This is a genomic window from Leucobacter holotrichiae (assembly GCF_055791005.1).
In genome coordinates, this window is the sequence record NZ_JBVUAC010000004.1 from 24,809 (window position 1) to 42,190 (window position 17,382).

At 67.4% G+C, this 17,382-nt stretch carries 18 protein-coding genes; 10 read left to right on the forward strand and 8 right to left on the reverse strand.

The genetic code is table 11. From position 1 onward, the window contains the following. Nucleotides 1–3: 3 nt before the first annotated feature. The 3 genes from AC0KXF_RS06725 (at nt 4) to AC0KXF_RS06735 (ending at nt 3,861) form a co-directional block, all read left to right on the forward strand. On the forward strand, nt 4–1,041 hold the full coding sequence (locus AC0KXF_RS06725) for an amino acid ABC transporter permease (protein WP_473108627.1): 1,038 nt from the start codon (nt 4–6) through the stop codon (nt 1,039–1,041). Further along, nucleotides 1,038–1,817 (forward strand): amino acid ABC transporter ATP-binding protein, encoded by a 780-nt coding sequence (locus tag AC0KXF_RS06730; RefSeq protein ID WP_305069207.1) that lies wholly within the window; start codon nt 1,038–1,040, stop codon nt 1,815–1,817. Before AC0KXF_RS06725 ends, AC0KXF_RS06730 begins: the two co-directional genes overlap by 4 nt. Before the next feature lie 304 nt (nt 1,818–2,121). Next, nucleotides 2,122–3,861 carry an amidohydrolase gene (locus AC0KXF_RS06735; RefSeq protein ID WP_473108437.1) on the forward strand — a complete coding sequence of 580 codons (1,740 nt, stop codon included), beginning with the start codon at nt 2,122–2,124 and terminating at the stop codon, nt 3,859–3,861. A 39-nt stretch (nt 3,862–3,900) separates the two neighbouring features. On the opposite strand, the gene AC0KXF_RS06740 is transcribed toward AC0KXF_RS06735, so the two are convergent. Both AC0KXF_RS06740 and tagD read right to left on the reverse strand, forming a co-directional pair. Then, nucleotides 3,901–4,872, reverse strand: coding sequence for an AraC-like ligand-binding domain-containing protein (locus AC0KXF_RS06740; protein ID WP_473108438.1), 972 nt, complete (start codon nt 4,870–4,872; stop codon nt 3,901–3,903). A gap of 190 nt (nt 4,873–5,062) precedes the next feature. Further along, on the reverse strand, nt 5,063–5,461 hold the full coding sequence (tagD, locus tag AC0KXF_RS06745; RefSeq protein ID WP_223042771.1) for a glycerol-3-phosphate cytidylyltransferase: 399 nt from the start codon (nt 5,459–5,461) through the stop codon (nt 5,063–5,065). An 82-nt stretch (nt 5,462–5,543) separates the two neighbouring features. On the opposite strand from tagD, the gene AC0KXF_RS06750 reads away from it, so the two are divergent. Beyond that, nucleotides 5,544–5,702, forward strand: coding sequence for a hypothetical protein (locus AC0KXF_RS06750; protein ID WP_473108439.1), 159 nt, complete (start codon nt 5,544–5,546; stop codon nt 5,700–5,702). Between the two features lie 122 nt (nt 5,703–5,824). Here AC0KXF_RS06750 and AC0KXF_RS06755 read toward each other — a convergent pair whose 3' ends face one another. The 3 genes from AC0KXF_RS06755 to AC0KXF_RS06765 form a co-directional block, all read right to left on the reverse strand. After that, nucleotides 5,825–6,346 (reverse strand): hypothetical protein, encoded by a 522-nt coding sequence (locus AC0KXF_RS06755; protein ID WP_473108440.1) that lies wholly within the window; start codon nt 6,344–6,346, stop codon nt 5,825–5,827. Then, the gene (locus AC0KXF_RS06760; protein ID WP_473108441.1) at nt 6,343–7,398 is read right to left on the reverse strand and encodes an amidohydrolase family protein; all 1,056 of its coding nucleotides are present in this window, start codon (nt 7,396–7,398) and stop codon (nt 6,343–6,345) included. Before AC0KXF_RS06760 ends, AC0KXF_RS06755 begins: the two co-directional genes overlap by 4 nt. Nucleotides 7,399–7,532: 134 nt before the next feature. Further along, a complete protein-coding gene (locus AC0KXF_RS06765; RefSeq protein WP_473108442.1) occupies nt 7,533–9,215 on the reverse strand; it encodes a PucR family transcriptional regulator in 1,683 nt (560 codons plus the stop codon). A 104-nt stretch (nt 9,216–9,319) separates the two neighbouring features. Between AC0KXF_RS06765 and lysA the strand changes: the two genes are divergently transcribed. From lysA to AC0KXF_RS06795, 6 genes are read left to right on the forward strand one after another with little or no spacing between them, the layout of a single operon-like run. After that, the gene (gene lysA / locus AC0KXF_RS06770; protein ID WP_473108443.1) at nt 9,320–10,675 is read left to right on the forward strand and encodes a diaminopimelate decarboxylase; all 1,356 of its coding nucleotides are present in this window, start codon (nt 9,320–9,322) and stop codon (nt 10,673–10,675) included. 46 nt (nt 10,676–10,721) lie between these two features. After that, complete coding sequence (locus AC0KXF_RS06775) at nt 10,722–11,699, forward strand: ABC transporter substrate-binding protein (protein ID WP_473108444.1); 978 nt, start codon at nt 10,722–10,724, stop codon at nt 11,697–11,699. A gap of 21 nt (nt 11,700–11,720) precedes the next feature. After that, nucleotides 11,721–12,674, forward strand: coding sequence for an amino acid ABC transporter permease (locus AC0KXF_RS06780; RefSeq protein WP_473108445.1), 954 nt, complete (start codon nt 11,721–11,723; stop codon nt 12,672–12,674). After that, on the forward strand, nt 12,667–13,506 hold the full coding sequence (locus tag AC0KXF_RS06785) for an amino acid ABC transporter ATP-binding protein (RefSeq protein ID WP_473108446.1): 840 nt from the start codon (nt 12,667–12,669) through the stop codon (nt 13,504–13,506). Before AC0KXF_RS06780 ends, AC0KXF_RS06785 begins: the two co-directional genes overlap by 8 nt. Before the next feature lie 35 nt (nt 13,507–13,541). Next, nucleotides 13,542–13,952: an acyl-CoA thioesterase gene (locus AC0KXF_RS06790; RefSeq protein WP_473108447.1), complete on the forward strand. Its 411-nt coding sequence runs from the start codon at nt 13,542–13,544 to the stop codon at nt 13,950–13,952. 19 nt (nt 13,953–13,971) lie between these two features. Next, nucleotides 13,972–15,138, forward strand: coding sequence for a glycerate kinase (locus AC0KXF_RS06795; protein ID WP_473108448.1), 1,167 nt, complete (start codon nt 13,972–13,974; stop codon nt 15,136–15,138). A gap of 16 nt (nt 15,139–15,154) precedes the next feature. On the opposite strand, the gene AC0KXF_RS06800 is transcribed toward AC0KXF_RS06795, so the two are convergent. The 3 genes from AC0KXF_RS06800 to AC0KXF_RS06810 form a co-directional block, all read right to left on the reverse strand. Continuing rightward, nucleotides 15,155–15,619 (reverse strand): GNAT family N-acetyltransferase, encoded by a 465-nt coding sequence (locus AC0KXF_RS06800; protein WP_473108449.1) that lies wholly within the window; start codon nt 15,617–15,619, stop codon nt 15,155–15,157. Then, nucleotides 15,616–15,906, reverse strand: a complete 291-nt coding sequence (locus tag AC0KXF_RS06805; protein WP_473108450.1) for a cupin domain-containing protein — start codon at nt 15,904–15,906, stop codon at nt 15,616–15,618. Before AC0KXF_RS06805 ends, AC0KXF_RS06800 begins: the two co-directional genes overlap by 4 nt. A 115-nt stretch (nt 15,907–16,021) precedes the next feature. Next, nucleotides 16,022–17,248 (reverse strand): PucR family transcriptional regulator, encoded by a 1,227-nt coding sequence (locus AC0KXF_RS06810; protein WP_473108451.1) that lies wholly within the window; start codon nt 17,246–17,248, stop codon nt 16,022–16,024. Between the last annotated feature and the right edge of the window lie 134 nt (nt 17,249–17,382).

Consider the following 17,382-nt stretch of genomic DNA (forward strand, 5'->3'; position numbering starts at 1 on the left):
AACATGCAGAATTCCGACGGTTCCGTCTCCGGGGGGACCCGCGTGACGGAACCCGAGCAGATCCAGGCGATACGCCTGAGGCACCCGTGGCGCAGCGTGTTCGCGGTGGTGCTCGTGCTGATCGCTGCGCTGTTCCTGTACGACACCGCGTTCAACCGACCCGTCTACAACTGGGCCGAGGTCGGCAAGTACCTCTTCGACGAGCGCATCGTCATCGGTGCCGGGTACACGCTGCAGCTCACCGTCTACTCGATGATCATCGCCATCGTGCTCGGTGTCGCGATGGCGGTCATGCGCCAGTCGCCGAATCCCGTCGTGAGGTCCGTCGCGTGGGTGTACCTGTGGCTGTTCCGCGGCACCCCGGTGTACGTGCAGCTCACGTTCTGGGGTCTCATGCCGGTCATCTACAAGACGATCGAGCTCGGGATCCCCTTCACCGAGGCCGTCACCTCGTTCACGACGAAGGATCTGCTGAACTACTTCACGCTGGCAGTGATCGGCCTCGCGCTCAACGAGGCGGCGTACATGGCCGAGATCGTACGCGCCGGGCTGCTCTCGGTCGACAAGGGGCAGGACGAGGCCGCGACCGCACTCGGGCTCGGCTGGTGGCACACCATGAGCCGTGTGGTGCTGCCGCAAGCGATGCGCGTGATCATCCCGCCGACCGGCAACGAGGTCATCTCGATGCTGAAGACCACCTCGCTCGTCACGGCCGTGCCCTTCACGCTCGACCTGTACGGCCGCGCCAAGGACATCTCGGCCGTGACCTACCAGCCGGTGCCCATGCTCATCGTGGCGTCCATCTGGTACCTCGCGGTGACGTCGATCCTGATGGTGGGCCAGTACTACCTCGAGCGGCACTTCGCGAAGGGTGTCGCCCAGCGACCCGACGTGATGAAGCCGACGGTCGAGACCGCGGCGATCGGCGTCGTGGGTGAGACCGGAGGCCGGGACGGCGCCGACGCGAAACCCACGTACCCGAGTGCGGGCGGCGGCGAGAACATCGTGCCTCCGCACAATCGTCCAGGAGGTGGCGCATGAGCGCGCACGCGACCGGTACGCCCATGGTGAAGGCGGAGGCCGTCTCGAAGTCGTACGGCTCGAACCTCGTGCTGAAGTCCATCTCCCTGGAGGTGCAGCGCGGCGAGGTACTGTGCCTCGTGGGGCCGTCGGGATCGGGCAAGTCGACGTTCCTCAGGTGCATCAATCACCTCGAGACCGTCAACGCGGGCCGGCTCTCGGTCGACGGCGAACTCGTCGGGTACCGCCAGAAGGGCGACAAGCTCTACGAGATGCACCCGCGCGAGGCCGCGGAGCAGCGCCGCGACATCGGCATGGTGTTCCAGCGCTTCAACCTCTTCCCGCACCTGACCGCGCTCGAGAACGTGATGCTGGCGCCGACCCTGCTGAAGAAGGGCGGCAAGACCGCGCTCAAGGCACGAGCGATGGAGCTGCTGGCCCGCGTGGGTCTCGCCGAGAGACACGATTACTACCCGGCGCACCTATCGGGCGGCCAGCAGCAGCGGGTAGCGATCGCTCGCGCGCTGGCCATGGAGCCGAAGCTGATGCTCTTCGACGAGCCGACCTCGGCGCTCGACCCCGAGCTCGTGGGTGAGGTGCTCGACGTGATGAAGGGGCTCGCCGAGAGCGGGATGACCATGATCGTGGTGACCCACGAGATGGGCTTCGCCCGCGAGGTCGCCGACCAGCTCGTCTTCATGGACGGCGGCGTGGTCGTGGAGTCGGGCGATCCCGTCGAGGTGCTCAGCAACCCGCAGCGGGAGCGCACGAAGGCGTTCCTCTCGAAGGTGCTGTAGGGGGACGCCGCCCTTCGTCGGCCCTTCGCGCGCAGATCTGCCGTCGAGCACACGGATTCCGGCGTTTCCATGTGTTCGACGGCAGATCTGTGCGCCGGGGTGAGGCGTGCTCGGGCGCTGCTGGCACCCAGTGCTGGCTCACGCGTGCGCTGCTGGCGCCCCAGAGCTGGGGAGCTGCAGCGCATTCAGTGCGCTTTTGGCCAACTCCTGATGCGCCCGGCGCTAATCCTCGCGGCCTCTCCCGCACCAGACTCTCTTCCAAGGATGTCGTCCCGGACGAGGGGCAGAGGAGGAGAGGAGTGCCATGCCGGAAATCGGAACAGATCGGAATCGAGCGACCGTGTTCACGGATACGCAGGTCGTCACGATGGATCCGAGCGACTCGGTGCACGAGTCGCTCGTGATGCGCGACGGGCGAGTGGTGGCCACAGGCTCCGAGGATGAGATGCGCAGCCTCGCGGGCTCCGACGCGGAGCGGGTCTCCCTCGACGGACGCACCATCATGCCGGGCATCGTCGACACCCACCCGCACCTGCTGAGCTGGGCGGCGTTCAAGCACTCGGTCGTCGACCTGTTCGACTGCCGTGACTGGAATGACATCGTGGAGCGGATCCGCGAGGCTGCGGCGAAGACGCCGAAGGGGGAGTGGATCCGGTGCTCGCCCATCGGCGAGCCCCACTACTTCCTGCGCCGCTCATGGCGGGACCTCTCCGAGGGTGAACTGCCGACGCGAGAGATCCTCGACTCCGCAGCTCCGGATCACCCGGTGTGGATCCAGGCGTGGGCCCCGGTGAACCCGAACACGACGGTGTTCAACACCCGCGGGCTCTGGAACATCCAGGTCTCCCGCAACACCCCCGACCAGGTGGGGCGGGTGTTCATCGAGAAGGACGCAGCCGGAGAACCGACGGGCCGTTTCTCAGGTGCCGTGAACAACTACTACAACAATGAGCCCTGGTGGGACTCCGTACTCGCTCGGATTGCCTTGATCACAGGCGAGGATTTCGTGGAGGGCGTCATCGAGGGCATGCGAGCAGCCAACTCCTTCGGGGTGACCAGCATCTTCGAGGGGCACATGATGGACTTCGGCACGATCGACGTGTACCGGATGCACCGGGCTGCGGGATCCCTCACCCTCCGCGTGCTGTGCACCCCCGACGGCGAACCGCACGGTCTCGCAGACTCGGTTGCGCTGAGCGAGGACGAACTGCTCGAGCGGCTTGCCAAGCTCTACGACCTGCAGGAGCTCACCGACGACTACTTCAGAGTGGAGGGCCTCCTTGCGACCCGCGGCGGTCCACTCGGCCCTGGGCCGCAGATCTTCGATCGCAACTACCGGAACGCCTACGGCGCATGGACGAACGGTCTCGAGTGGCTGCCCGAATGGAAGGGCCAGCTGATGATCGACTTCGCGGCCGAACGCAAGATGCGTCTCAACGTGATCTCGGTGGCGGATCGCGAGCACGACACGACGCTGCGCCAGATCCTCGAGGCCGAGAAGAAATACGGATCCACCGCAGATCAGAACTATATTCTGCAGCATGCCTACACGCTCAGTGAGGAGCACGGTCGCAGATTCCGGGATCAGGGCTTCGACATCACCACTTCGATGTCCTTCTCCTACTTCAAACAGCAGACCTACTGGGAGCGCATGGGGTCGAAGGTGCTGCGCGACCTGATTCCGCTGCGCCGAGAGATCGACCTCGGCTTCGACGTGGCGTGCGGATCAGACTGGGGGCCCGAGAACATCTGGGAGCACATGGCTTTCGGTGAGACCCACGAGGGCGTCTTCGGCACCTCCAACGCGGGGCCGGCTCAGAACATCTCGCGGCTCGAATCGATCGCCACCTGGACGCGCAACGGCGCCAAGGTGATGCGGTGGAAGGGAATCGGATCGCTGCAGGCGGGCTCTCATGCGGATCTCATCGTGGTGGATCGGGATCCCTTGACCTGCAGCAACGAACAGCTCAAGGAGACGCAGGTCGACCTCACGCTTCTCGGCGGGCGTACGGTGCACAGCAATGGCACTGTGTCTGCGGGGTGAGGCGCCGCAGGCTCGCCTCAGCCGGTGGGACTCCGAGCTCTATCGCCCCTGGCGGGCCCGCGCCCGCCACTGTGAGGGGCTCTCACCGAAGGCTCGACGGAATGAACGGGAGAAAGCCGCCTGGTCGGTGAGGCCCCACGAGCTCGCGATGACGCCGATACCGCGGTGTTCCTGAGCCGGGTCCCCCAGGTCTTCCCGTACGCGAGAAAGACGGCGCTCGCGAACCCACGCGGCCATCGAGGCGCCGTAGTGCTGAAAGATCGCCTGCGCGTAGCGCAGGGACACGTGGTTCGAGCGGGCCACGGACGCGGGAGTCAGCTCGGGGTCGCCGAGGTTCTCCGAGATGTGATCGGTGAGGCGGCGGAACAGTGCCAGTGAAGGCTGGTCCTGCTGGGGAACGGTCGCGTCGATCTCTGCGATGAGCCGGGTCGAGACCACCTCGACGAGGTTTCGCATGGCTCGGTGCCCGAATGGGCCGCGCAGGGCCTCCTCATCGTGGGCCAGTGCCTCGACGAACCCGGTGAGGCACTGGCCGAAGGGGCCATCGGCGCGGATCGGCGAAGCGGCGAGGCGCTGCATCGACCGGGGCGGGGCGTCGATGAGCGCCTGGGGCAGGATCAGCATGTACACCTCGAAGTCGCCCGGATGCAGCCAGGAGTAAGGGGTGCCGGAGCGGGCGATGGTGAGGTCGCCGGGGCTGAGCACGGCGTGCGAATCACCCTGCTGGAACTCGCTGCGCCCGGCGAGCTGGAAGACCATGACGTAGTTCGGTTCGGCAGTGTGCCTGATGTGCTCCGCGGTGCGCTTGACCGCGTGCTTGCGGGTCGACGCCCTGATGCGGTGCGTACTGACCCGGTCGAGAACGGTGCGCGAGAGGCTGGCCGTGAACGACCGGTCGGCGGTCGGCATGCCGATGTGGTGAAACTCGGGCTTCGAACCCCAGATGAGGTTCTGCCAGGACCGGATGTCTTCGGCGGTGCCGTTGATCTCGTCGAATAGCAGCTCGGGCACAGTGTCACCTCCGTGTGAAGCAGACCCGCTGATCCGGCAATCCTAGAGGGAAGCGCAATGGAAGGTTTGGCCTGGAGCGCACGGATCTGCCGTCAAGCACACGGATTCCGGCGTATCCATGTGCTCGACGGCAGATCTGTGTACCGGGGCACGCGAAAGATCGAGTGAGCGCTCCGGAGGCCCGGAGGCCTTACGAGTTGACGCCGAGATCCCGTTTGATCTTGGTGGTCGATACACCCTCGGTGCGGTCGAGGTAGACGACCTCGCAGTAGGGGCGCAGGATCTCGAAGCGCTCGTCGCCCTCCCAGTCGCCGCCCATCACGACCGCATCGATCTCGTACTTCTGCACGTCGCGGATCTTCTGGTCCCACGACTCCTCGGGAATGACGAGGTCGACGTAGCGCACGGCCTCGAGCATGTTCTTGCGGGTCTCGAAGTCGTGGTAGGTCTTCTTGCCCTTGCCCGCGTTGAACTCCTCGGTCGAGGCCGCCACCACGAGGTAGTCGCCGAGATCGCGCGCCCGCTTGAGGAGTCGGATGTGCCCCCAGTGCAGGAGGTCGAAGGTGCCGTAGGTCAGGATACGCTTCATTTTTCTATCCTAAGCCGCATCGCCCGCGTACCCTGGAGGAAAGGGCGGCTCGCCGGGCGGCCCGGAGACGAGGGAGGTCACGATGCAGAACGACAAGGATCGACGCGTTCCGGATCACGAGTCGGATCCCGCCCGCAACGATGAGCTCGGCCACGAGTGGACCGACGAGGGCGGCGCCTCGCACCTCGGCCCGGCCACCCACATCGAGTCGGGGCACGCGCACTCAGACGAAGAGGAGTGACGGCCTCTGCCGGCGCCCCGCGGCGACGAGGTGTCCCGCGCCTGTGCGCACGATGTGACCTCGCCTGAGCCGGGCATCGGCGGCGGCCCGCGGCCTTCGCGCCCTGCGAGGCCGGCCGCGGTTTATCCGCGCGCCGACGCCCTCGACGCCGTCACGCCGAACCCGAGTTCGCACGCGGCCGCCAGCATGAGCAGCGCGAGGATCGCCGACCACTCGAGGCCCGCCTGCGAGAGCAGGCCGAGCAGCAGGGGGCCGGCGGCGGCGAAGGCGTAGCCGATGCCCTGGCTGACGGCCGAGAAACTCGCGGTCTGCGCGGCACTCGGGGCCGTGAACACGATGAGCGCGATCCCGAGCCCGAATGCCGCGCTCTGCGCGATCCCGAGCACCGCGACCATCACCGGCGCGAGCGGGAGCGGCCCGAACGCGAGCCCGGCGAGGCCGATCGCCGAGAGGATCGCGACCCCGGTGATCAGTCCGGTGCGCAGGCGCGGGCGCGAGGCAAGCGTCGGCGCGAGGAGCGAAGCCGGGAGGCCGGCCACGCTCAGGCCGACGGCGAGGATCAGGATCCCGGCGGCGACCCCCTGGCGACGGTCAGGGGCGGTGCGGCGGTCGGCCGAAGCGGGCTGTTCGAGTCGTCGAGTCATCGGCAAGCGACCGGGCGGCCGTCACGGAGGACTCGCAGGGGTGCGGGCCGATCCGCGACGAGTTGCGCCACGCTCTCGGCTGCGAACTCGAGGCGGGTGCCGCTCTCCCGGGTCCACTCGGCGATCTCGGGCAGCCCCAGCATCTCCCCGCCGTCGATCGACGCGATGCGGAAAGCCCGCTCGAGCTCGGCATCGGTCAGCGCTCCGGTGCGGTAGGCGAGCAGGTGCGCTCGGTCGACCATGCTCCCGGTGCCGAAGGGGCTCCAGGCGTCGCGCACCCCGTCGGACCCGGCGACGACGCGCACCCCGTGCTGCTCCAGCAGGTCGAGGTCGGGCACCGGATCGGGGCCGAGAGCGCAGGTCGCGATCCAGATGCCCGCCTCTGCGACGAGATTGAGCGTCTCCTGGAGGGAGGGGAGCGTCGTATCGCACAGGGCGAAGGCGTGTCCGATGGTGACGCGGCCCTGCCTGCCGCCCGCGAGAGTGCGGCGGGCGATCTCGCGGATCTGCGCCAGCCCGTCCTCGCCGCCGTCGTGCAGGTGGATGTCGAGGTCGCGCCCCGCACGATCCGCGAGACCGAAGACGGCGTCGAGGTGACCGTGGAGGTCTCCCTCGATCCCGCCGGGATCGATCCCGCCCACGAGATCCGCCCCCGAATCGAGCGCGGCGGCCATCGCCTCGAGCGTGCCCGGATTCGTGAGGAGACCGAACTGCGGGAACGCCACGATCTGCACGGTCAGGTCGGGCAGCCGCTCGGCGGCGGCCCGCACCCCCTCGACATTCCCCGTGCCGAGCTCCGACGACACGTCGACGTGCGCGCGCATAGCGAGCGTGCCCTGCTCGAGCGCGCGCGAGAGCAGCGCGTGGGCGCGGTCCTCGACGCTCGTCTCGTACCCTGCCTGCGTCGCGCGATCGTTCTCGATCAGCGCGGAGAGCGTCGCGGCCGGTCGCCGCGAGATCCACGGGAGACCCCAGGAGCTCTTGTCGGGGTGGATGTGCCCGTCGACGAACCCGGGGGTGCGCAGCACCGGCGAGGAGGGTGTTTCGGGCATGGAGGAGCCTTTCGTCGAGCTGAACAGTACCGCTAATGGAGGGCCGTTGGCGACTGCCGACGGGCGACGCGACGCTCTGCGGGCCGCTCATTCGCGGGGTGCGGCCGCCCTCCGTTCTCGTCCGGTCCTTCGGGCTAGCTTGGTGCAGCATCTCTCTGGCGGAGGGCGCTCAACTGCGCCCAGGCGATGAGCAGGGAGCGGTGGTCGCCATCGGGGATACCGAGCCGCTCTCGCACCTTGCGGATGCGGTAGCGGACCGTCTGCTCGTGTACCTGGAGACGGGCGGCGGCCCGGGAGAAGCTGCACGCCTCTTCCAGCCAGCACTGAAGGGTCTCCACGAGAGGAGAGATCGCGGAGTCGGACTCGAGCAGCTGGCGCACCGCCGGCAGGATCAGCCTGTTGTCGAGCTCGAGCTGCGAGAGGCAGGCGGTGAAGAAGAGCTGCGGGCGCAGCCGGGGCACTGTCCCGATGCGCTCGCCGGCGGCAGCGGCGAGCGAGGCGAGGCGCCGGGCCTCGTCGTTGGCGTCGGGCAGACCAGTGGCCAACGGGTGGGGGTCGCTGAGACCGATGGTGAGATTGTCGCGCGTCGTCTCATCGACCTCGGAGATCGCCGAGATCACCCACTCCCGCACGGTTTCAACCTGAGCAGTGGGGCAGAGCGCGGTGATCTCACCGCCGTCGGAGATCAGCACGAGATCGGGCACGTAGGTCGCCAGATACCGGCCGAGCGCGGTCCGGGCCTCCGCGGCGTGCACCGATGAACTCTGCGTATGCGCCACCGCACAATAGAGCAGTACGCCCTCGCTCGTGCCTGTGGGATCCACGGTCTCCCGGTCCCCGGGCTGTGCGGCACCGGTGAGCATCCTCCTGACAGCGGACTCGCGTCGCGCGCCCTCGCGCATGCTCGACTGCCACTCACCGAGCATCGCGTCGGCGGCGAGATTCGCGGCCTGCAGCAGTACTTGCTCCTGCTCCGACGACAGCGGATGGCGATCGGGGTCCTCACCGTTAGGATCGAGCACCCAGATTGTTCCGAGCGGGATCGCTCCGGCGCGGATCGCGATGGCCGCGCGGGGGAGGAAAGACCGGTAGCGTTCGAAGCGGACGATCCCGTCGGCGGCCAGAACCTCCCTGTAGCGGCGCTCATTGACGGGTGCATCCCCCGCGCGACGGAAGAGGATGCCGGTGGTGCGCAACTCATCGATGGCTTGATCGAGCACCGAAGAGTGGGCCAGGATATCCCGTTGGTGGTTCTCGATCGCGACCGAGCCGCCGAAGGCTCGGGCGACCGTGTTGGCGATCGCGAACAGCTTGTCTCCAGTCGAAGGCGCGAGAGCGAGGGAGCGAGCGTTCTCTCCCAGCAGTCTCGTGATCAGGGAATCGAACTCGCGCCAGTTCACCTCCGGTGCGAGGACGACGGCGATGAGACCTGCCTCGCGCACGAGGTGCTCGAACAGAGCAGAGGCCGAACCCTCCCGAGGCACCTCGACGCCACTCTTAAAGGCGACTCCGACACATCCTTTCTGGGCTGCGGCTCGCAGGGCTCGGAGCAGTTCCTCGGGGCGCATGGCATCAGCGGAGACGATGCTCAGCAGGGTTCCCTCCCCGCCGGCCTCGCCGCTGCGGGCGTCGTAGATCTCGAGCGCCTGGATGAGGGGATCGTCGGTGCCGGCGGGCGCGTCGACCTGCACGAGGTCGCTTCCGAGGTGCTGCTCGAGGGCGCTGAGCCGCACTCCGAAGCGCGGTTGCCATGCCGCATCCCGGGAGGGGGTGCCGCCACCCCCAGGCGAGCGGACCTTGGAATCTGATAATCGCATGATCAAAATTTATCGGATCCGACAAAATATAGCGATGATTCGCCTCATAGCCTGGTGAGCGTTCCCAGTTCCCGTTCGACGACGAAGACGTGGAGGTCGCCGCGATGACGCCGCACACCCTGCCAGCGCACCTTGCACGGGTGCTCCCGATCCACAGCTCCGTCGGGCGGGACGGCGAGCTCGTCGTCGGAGGCTGCTCGGTCCCGGAGCTGGCCCGAGAGTTCGGCACACCCCTCTACGCGATCGACGAGCAGGGGCTGCGCGATATGATGCGCCGGTACCAGGAAGGGCTGTCGAGCCGGTGGGCGCGTTCCCGCGTCTGCTTCGCCTCGAAGTCCCTGCCCTGCGTCGCGGCCTACGCCGTCGCCCAGCAGGAGGGCCTGCTCGTCGACGTGGTGGGCGAGGGAGAGCTGCGGCTAGCGCTCGCGGCAGGCGTCGAACCCGGCCGTCTCGTGCTGCACGGCAACGCCAAGAGTCGTGCAGAGCTTCAGCTCGCCAAGAACGTCGGCGTGGGACTCGTCGTAGTGGACAATCTCACCGACGTCGAAGTGCTGAGCGAGCTCGAGGGCGGGGTTCAGGACGTGCTGATCCGAGTGCTGCCCGAAATCGATGCGAACACCCACCCGTCGATCGCCACAGGAGGCCGGGGATCGAAGTTCGGCCTCACCGTCGTGCAGACGCGGGACATGGTCGAGTGGTTGCAGGATCACCCTCGCATCCGCTTGCGGGGCGTGCACGTGCATATCGGCTCGCAGATCCTCGAGACGGAACCATTCGCCGAGGCGCTGAAGATCATCGCGGATCTCGGAGACTTCGATATCTACAACGTCGGGGGTGGTCTCGGCGTGAACTACTCCGAGGAGGACGATGCTCCGACGGTCGAGGAGTATCTGGACGCTATCGTCGCTGCCGCACGCGAGGCGCTTCCCGCAACGGCCGAGCTGCTCATCGAACCGGGAAGATCTCTGGTCGCGCGCAGCGGCGTGACCCTCTACGGTGTGCGCAACGTGAAGCACTCCAACAGCACGTTCGTCGCAGTCGACGGTGGTATGTCGGATCAGATGAATATCGCGCTCACCGATGAGCGATTCACGGCGGTGATCGCGGAACGGGCGGCCGAAGCCCCCGATACGATCGCTCAGGTGGTCGGACGCCAGTGCGAGTCGGGCGACCTGCTCGTCGATCGCGCGCCGCTACCGGCGCCATGTCGCGGAGACACCGTCGCGATCGCGGGCACCGGTGCCTACGGCTTCACCTTCGTGAACAACTACAACGGAGCCCTGCACCCCCCGATGGTGTTCTGCCTGAAAGGGAACGCCAGCCTGGTGGTGCGCGGCCAGAGCTACGAAGAACTGATCGCGGCCCACGAGCCTGCTCTCGAATGGAGGAGACTGCGGAGCAGCACGAGCGATTCCGGAAAAGGGGACTTGAGAAACCCTCGCCACAGCACCCTCGAGTAACTCACGGCGAGACATGGATGTCTCGCGTAACGAAAGGAACGAAAACATGAGAATGACACGGATCACTCGCGCTCTGACTATTCTGGCCGCTGGGGCTCTCGTCCTCACGGCGTGCAGCGGTGACGGGGGCGACGCCACCTCAAGCGATACCACCGGGGCGGACGGGGCTGAGGTCGTACCGGGCGGCCTGCCGCTCACCGCGACTGCGCAGTTCGACGTCGACACGGATGAGGCGGCTGCAGAACTGTTGCCTGACGACGTGATCGATCGCGGGGCGATCCGCATCGCCATGGGTGTGCCGTACCCGCCATTCGTCGAATACAACGACAACGACGAACTCGTCGGGGTTGATGTGGATATGGCGATCGCGCTCAGCCAGGCGCTCGACATCGACGTCGAGGTCAATCATCAGCCGTTCGAATCGGTGATCCCGTCGTTGCAGTCCGATCGCCACGATCTGATCATGATGGGCATGAACGACTCCAAGGAGCGTCAGCAGACCTTGAACTTCATCGAGGAGATCAGGGCGGGCTTCGCCATCGTCGTGGCCAAGGGCAACCCCGAGGGCATCAACACCCTCACCGATCTCTGCGGCCACAGCGCTTCGACGCAGAAGTCGACGCTGCAAGCCGAGCTGCTGCAGGAGCTGTCGGAGCAGTGCATCGCAGACGGCAAGGGCGGTATCGATGTGCAGGCGCTGCCCGTGGCGCAGGACTCGCAGACGGCACTGCGCGCGGGGCGCGCGCAGGCCTACATCGTGGATGCGCCGGTCGCCGCCTTCACCGCCGCGACAGCGGGTGATGGCGAGCACTTCGAGATGATCGAGGATCCGCAGAACCCGCAGGGTTTCAATCCTGTCTACAGCGGATTCGGCCTGCTGAAGGAGCGGACCGAACTCACGGACGCGCTGCAGGCGGCGATGCAGAGTCTCATGGACGAGGGGGTCTATCAGACCATCCTCGATGAGCACGGCCTGGGCTCGCTCGCGCTCGACGAGGCGCTCGTGAACGCGGCCGATGAGTAAGAAGACGAGTAAGGAAAGCACATGGCACCCCCTGCACCGAGCAGAGAGTTCGACAACGCGGTACGGCCGCTGCGGCGCCCCGGACGGTGGATCGGTGCCGCGTTCCTCATAGTCCTGCTGGTGGCGTTCGTGCAGGCGATCGCCACCAACAAGAACATCGATTTTCCCACCATCGGCGAGTTCCTCTTCAATCCCAGGATCCTGTCGGGCGTGCAGCTCACCCTCGTGATCACTGTGATCTCGATGACGTGCGCCGCGCTGCTCGCCGTCATCATCGCCGCGATGCGCATGTCGGGCAATCCGGTGCTCGTGGCGTTCGCGGCGGTCTACGTCTGGGCCTTCCGAGGAACCCCGCTCCTCGTGCAGATCGTGATCTGGGGATACTTCGGCCTGATCTTCGACAAGATCACGATCGGCATTCCCTTCACCGACATCGTCTTCTTCCAGGCCGATACGAATACGCTCATCACCGCACTGGTCGCCGGCATCATCGCGCTCACGCTCAATGAGGCGGCCTATTCGTCGGAGATCGTGAGATCGGGCATGCTCTCGGTCGATGAGGGGCAGAGAGAGGCCGCGGCGTCACTGGGCATGAGCCCCGCCTACTGTTTCCTGAAGATCCTGCTGCCCCAGGCGATGCGCGTGATCATCCCGCCGATGGGCAATCAGCTCATCTCGATGATCAAGAATACGTCGCTGCTCTCGCTGATCGCGGTGCTCGAGCTCTACACGCAGGCGACGCAGATCTCGGCCCAGAATCTGCGTCAGGTCGAGCTGCTCATCGTCGTGAGCATCTGGTATCTCGCGATCGTCTCCCTCCTGTCGGTTCCGCAGCACTATCTCGAGCGGCACTTCGGTCGGGGGAGTACGAAGAACCAGCCGCAGACTCTCCTGCAGAAAGCGCGCGAGTACACCGGGAGCATTCAGGTGCAGCGCGAGCACAAGCGCAAGCGAAAGGCCCAGAACCATGTCTGATCCGCTGTTTCCGCCCGGCCCCGCCGATGCGACGGAAGTCGGAGCCCCGCGCTCGACGAGCGCGCTCGACGACACCGCGCTCGTGCAGCTGCGCGGCGTGCGCAAACGCTTCGGCAACCTCGAAGTGTTGAAGGGCATCGACATGGATGTGCGGCACGGGGAGGTGACGTGTCTTCTCGGTCCCTCGGGGTCCGGCAAGTCGACGCTGTTGCGCTGCATCAACCACCTCGAGACCATCAACGGCGGCCGCATCATCGTCGACGGCGACCTCGTCGGGTATCGGGAGCGGCACGGCGAACTGCACGAGCTGCACCCGCGTGACGTCGCGAAGCAGCGTCGGAAGATCGGTATGGTGTTTCAGAGGTTCAACCTGTTCCCGCACAAGACCGCTCTCGAGAACATCATGGAGGCTCCGATCGGTGTGGCGAGGCGGCCACGCAGCGAGGTACGCTCCGAGGCGCTCGCCCTGCTCGACCAGGTCGGCTTGCAGGAGTGGGCGAATCACTACCCGGCCCAGCTGTCGGGCGGGCAGCAGCAGCGCGTAGCGATCGCGCGAGCGCTCGCGATGAAGCCCAAGATCATGCTGTTCGACGAGCCGACCTCCGCGCTCGACCCCGAGCTCGTCGGTGACGTACTTGCCGTGATGCGGGATCTCGCCCGCAACGGCACCACCATGGTGGTCGTCACCCACGAGATCGGGTTCGCGCGGAGCGCTGCGGACACCGTGGTGTTCATGGACGAGGGTGTCGTGGAGGAGTCCGGCTCGCCCGAGCAAGTGTTCGACGACCCGCGTAGCGGGAGAACGCAAGCCTTCTTGAGGAGCGTGCTGTAGGGGAGCGGGTGGCGAGGGCGCCGTATGCTGAGGGCATGAGCGAGTACCGGCACGTGGTGCGCAAGTGGGTCAAGCCCGAGGATCTCAACCAGCACGGAGCGCTGTTCGGCGGGCGCCTGCTGCAGTGGCTCGACGAGGAGGCCGCGATCGTCGCCGTGACGCAGCTCGGCACCATCGACGTCGTGACCCGCCACATGTCGGCCATCGACTTCTCTGCCCGGGCCGACCGCGGCGACCTGCTCGAGCTCGAGTACCGCGTCGAGGCCTTCGGGCGCACGTCGATCACGCTGAGCTGCCGGGTCGAGAACGCGGTGACCGGCCAGGAGGTGCTGACGCTGGATCGCATCGTGTTTGTCGCGGTCGATGCCGACGGGAGCGCGGTCGCCCATGGACGCACCGAGACGACCGAGGGCACGGAACGGTTGCGGGAGCCGACCGTCGTGTGACGCGCGAAAAGGAGGAGCGATGTCTCGTGTGCTGATCGCGTGCGACAAGTTCAAGGGTTCCGCGACTGCTGCTGAGGTGGCCTCCGCACTCGGGCGGGGCATTCTTTCGGAGCAGCCCGAGGCGGTCGTCGACGAGTTGCCGGTGGCGGACGGGGGAGACGGGACGGTCGACGCTGCGCTCGCCTCTTCAACTTTCGAGGAGCGCCGTTGCGCGGTGACCGGTCCGTACGGTGAGGGCCGTGAGGCTCGTTTCGCCTTCGATTCCGAGGCGCGCACCGCGGTGATCGAAACGGCAGAGGCCTGCGGGTTACGACTGGTCGATCCCGAGGCGCTGCGCTCCCGTTCCCTCGATGCCGTCTCTGCGACGAGCGCGGGTGTCGGTGAGCTGATCGTTGCTGCGCTCGACTCGGGAGCCCGCCGCATCGTGCTCGGCCTGGGCGGCAGCGCCACCTCCGACGGCGGTTCGGGCATGCTGGCAGCGCTCGGCGCGCGCATCCGCGATGCCACTGGTGCCCCGGTGGGGCCGGGCGGATCCGGTGCCGCACTCGCCGCGAGCATCGACACCGCGGCACTCGATCCGCGCCTGCGCGACACCGAGATCCTCATCGCCTCAGACGTCACCAACCCGCTGTGCGGCCCCGACGGTGCCGCGGGCGTCTACGGCCCGCAGAAGGGTGTGCCGCCCGCGCGCATCGTCGAGCTCGACGCCGGTCTCGCACGCTTCGGAGCGCTCGTCGAGCGCTCGCTCGACACCGCTCCCGGTGCCTGGACCGAGCACCCCGGGGCCGGCGCGGCGGGCGGGCTCGGGTTCGCGGCGCTCGCGGTGCTCGGCGGCAAGATGCGCCCCGGCATCGACCTCGTGCTCGACCTGCTGCACTTCGACAGGGCCGTTGCCGGCGCGGATCTCGTCATCACAGGAGAGGGGCGCCTCGACACGCAGACCCTCAGCGGCAAGGCTCCGGCAGGCGTCGCCGCCCGCGCGCAGGGCACCCCCGTGGTGATCGTGTGCGGATCCAGCGCCCTCCCGCGCGAGCGGGCGCTCGCGGCGGGCTTCCGCGAAGTGTTCGAGCTGGTCGGGATCGAGCCCGACGTCGATCGATGCATACAGGCCCCTGTGACCGTGCTCGAGCGCGTCGGACGCATGATCGGCGCGCGTCTTCCCGAGCTCGTTTCTCCGGGCGGCTGACCTCAGGGGCCACCGCTCATCCGGCCGGCGCCAGATCGTAGGTGATCCAGGGTGTTTGCTGCGCGAGCCGGTCGTAGAGACTGCGCGCGGTCGTGTTGCTCTCGTGGGTGATCCAGCGCACCACGGAGACTCCCTCGTCGCGCGCGATCTCGGCCAGGCGATGCAGGATCGCGGATCCGGCTCCCGTGCCCCGCGCCTCGGGTGCGGTGAAGAGATCATCGAGGTAGATGCCCTGCTCGCCGATGACGGGTCGCGCGAAGCTGCGGAAGTGCCCGATCCCGACCACCCTGCCGTGGACCTCGGCGACGAGCCCGCGAGTGCCGTGGGCCGGGTCCATGAGCCAGCCCCACACGGTGTCGATCACCGCCGGATCGTGATCCTTCTCGTAGAAGTCGCGGTACCCGCGGAAGAGCACGGCCCACGCCTCTCGATCGCCCTCGGCGACCGGACGCACGACCACCGCGTGGCCGTCCCCGCTCACGACAGCTTCTCCACCTCGACGAAGACCACGTCGCTCTCGGCACCGCGGTTCTCGATGCGGTGCTCCGCCCCCGACGGGCGCGTGTAGCTGCGGCCCGCGACCAGCTCGGCGACGATCTCGCTGCCGTCGGCGTTCGTGACGTGCATCGTATCGGTCACGAGCGGCACCACCACGTACTCGTACTCGTGCCTGTGCATCGGGATCGCCCCGCCCGGTTCGATGGTCCACTTCGTGACGCGGAAGTGCTCGTTCTCGAGCTGTACTTCGCTGTGCGATCCGCTGCTCATGATCCTCCTCGATGCGTGACGGGCCCGGTCGGCGCCTTCCCTCCCAGCATAGGCCGGGTGGGCTCTTCCCGGTCCCGTCGTGGAGTTCGAATCCGGCGCGCGGGAACGGGGGCCTTCAGCGGGCGGGGGCTTCGGGGATTCGGCCCCCTTGCAGCTCGGCCCGGCGGCCGATGATCTCGGGGTACAGCGCGAGGATGAGATTCGCCAGCGCGAATGGCGACCCCAGCGACTCGCCGATCGCCTCCTCGAGGCGCCCGATGCGGTAGCGCACGGTGTTGGGGTGCAGGAAGAGCGCCTCTGCTGTGTCGGCGACGTTCTGGCCGGCCGCGAGATAGGTGGTGAGGGTGTCGCGCAGCTGTTGCGAGCCGAGCGATGCGAGGGTGCGGTCGATCCGTTCCTGAAGCTGCCGCGGATCGACGTGCGAGAGCAGCCAGGTGGAGAGGTCGATGCGATCGATCAGCACGGGGCCGAGCTCCTGCGGGATCTCGGCCGCCGCCGCCCACTGCCGCGCGATGCCGAGCGCCGTCTCCGCCTCGCGGACGCACTCGGGGAGGTTCGAGAGGGATGACGACGGCGCCGAGGAGCCGGTGAGGAACTGGTGCGAGACGGCGGCGAGCCACTTCTCGCTGGCCGTCGAGGCGGGCAGGATCGCGGCGACGGTGGCGGGCGCGTCCATGTCGACGCGGCGCAGCATGATGAGCAGCGGCAGATCGTCGGAGCGCGCTCGGGAGAGCAGCTGGTCGATGTGCGTCTCCGACGCGGAGGACTCGTCGAGCGGGGCGAGCTCGATGGCTCGCACGCTCGCGTAGGTCGGGAAGCGGAACTGGGCGAGTCGGCTCCAGAAGCGGTGCTCGCGCGCCGGCAGGACCCCGTCGTGGAGTGCTGCGATGAGCTGCTCGTTGTCGCGGCGGTCCCGCTGGGTGGCGCCGTACCGGATGCCGTGCACAGCCCCGAGCAGGCGCTCCGAGGTGTCGAGCAGCAGCTCTCCGATCTGATCCAGGGTCTCGGGCCCGCGGCTGGCGATCGCGATCACGTGCACGCCGTCGCGCAGAGCGACCCGTCGCGTTCGCACGTGCCAGCGGCCGATCTCGATGCTGAGCTCGCGCTGGTTGGTGGCGGACACCTCGTTCCAGATGAGCTGCACGGGGGCCTCGCCCGTGCTCGCGACCACGGAGCCCTCGAAGTCGTAGATGATCGCGGTGCCGTGGCAGAGCGTGCTCATGCGGGAGGCGAGCGAGCGCACGGGGTCGGTCGAGGAGACGGCGGAGAGCAGGGCGTGGGTGAGGTCGAGGGTGGTGCGGAGGCGGTGGAGCTCGGTGTCGGCGTGCGAATCGGGGTGCATGCGGATCATCCCTCTCTTCGGCGGGTGCGCTCGTGCTGACCGCACTGATCCGGTCGATCCCGCTCGCTCATTGTGCGAAGGGGAGGTTTGCGGCGTGCGGAAACGACAATTTTTGTGAATTTTACAATGGACAC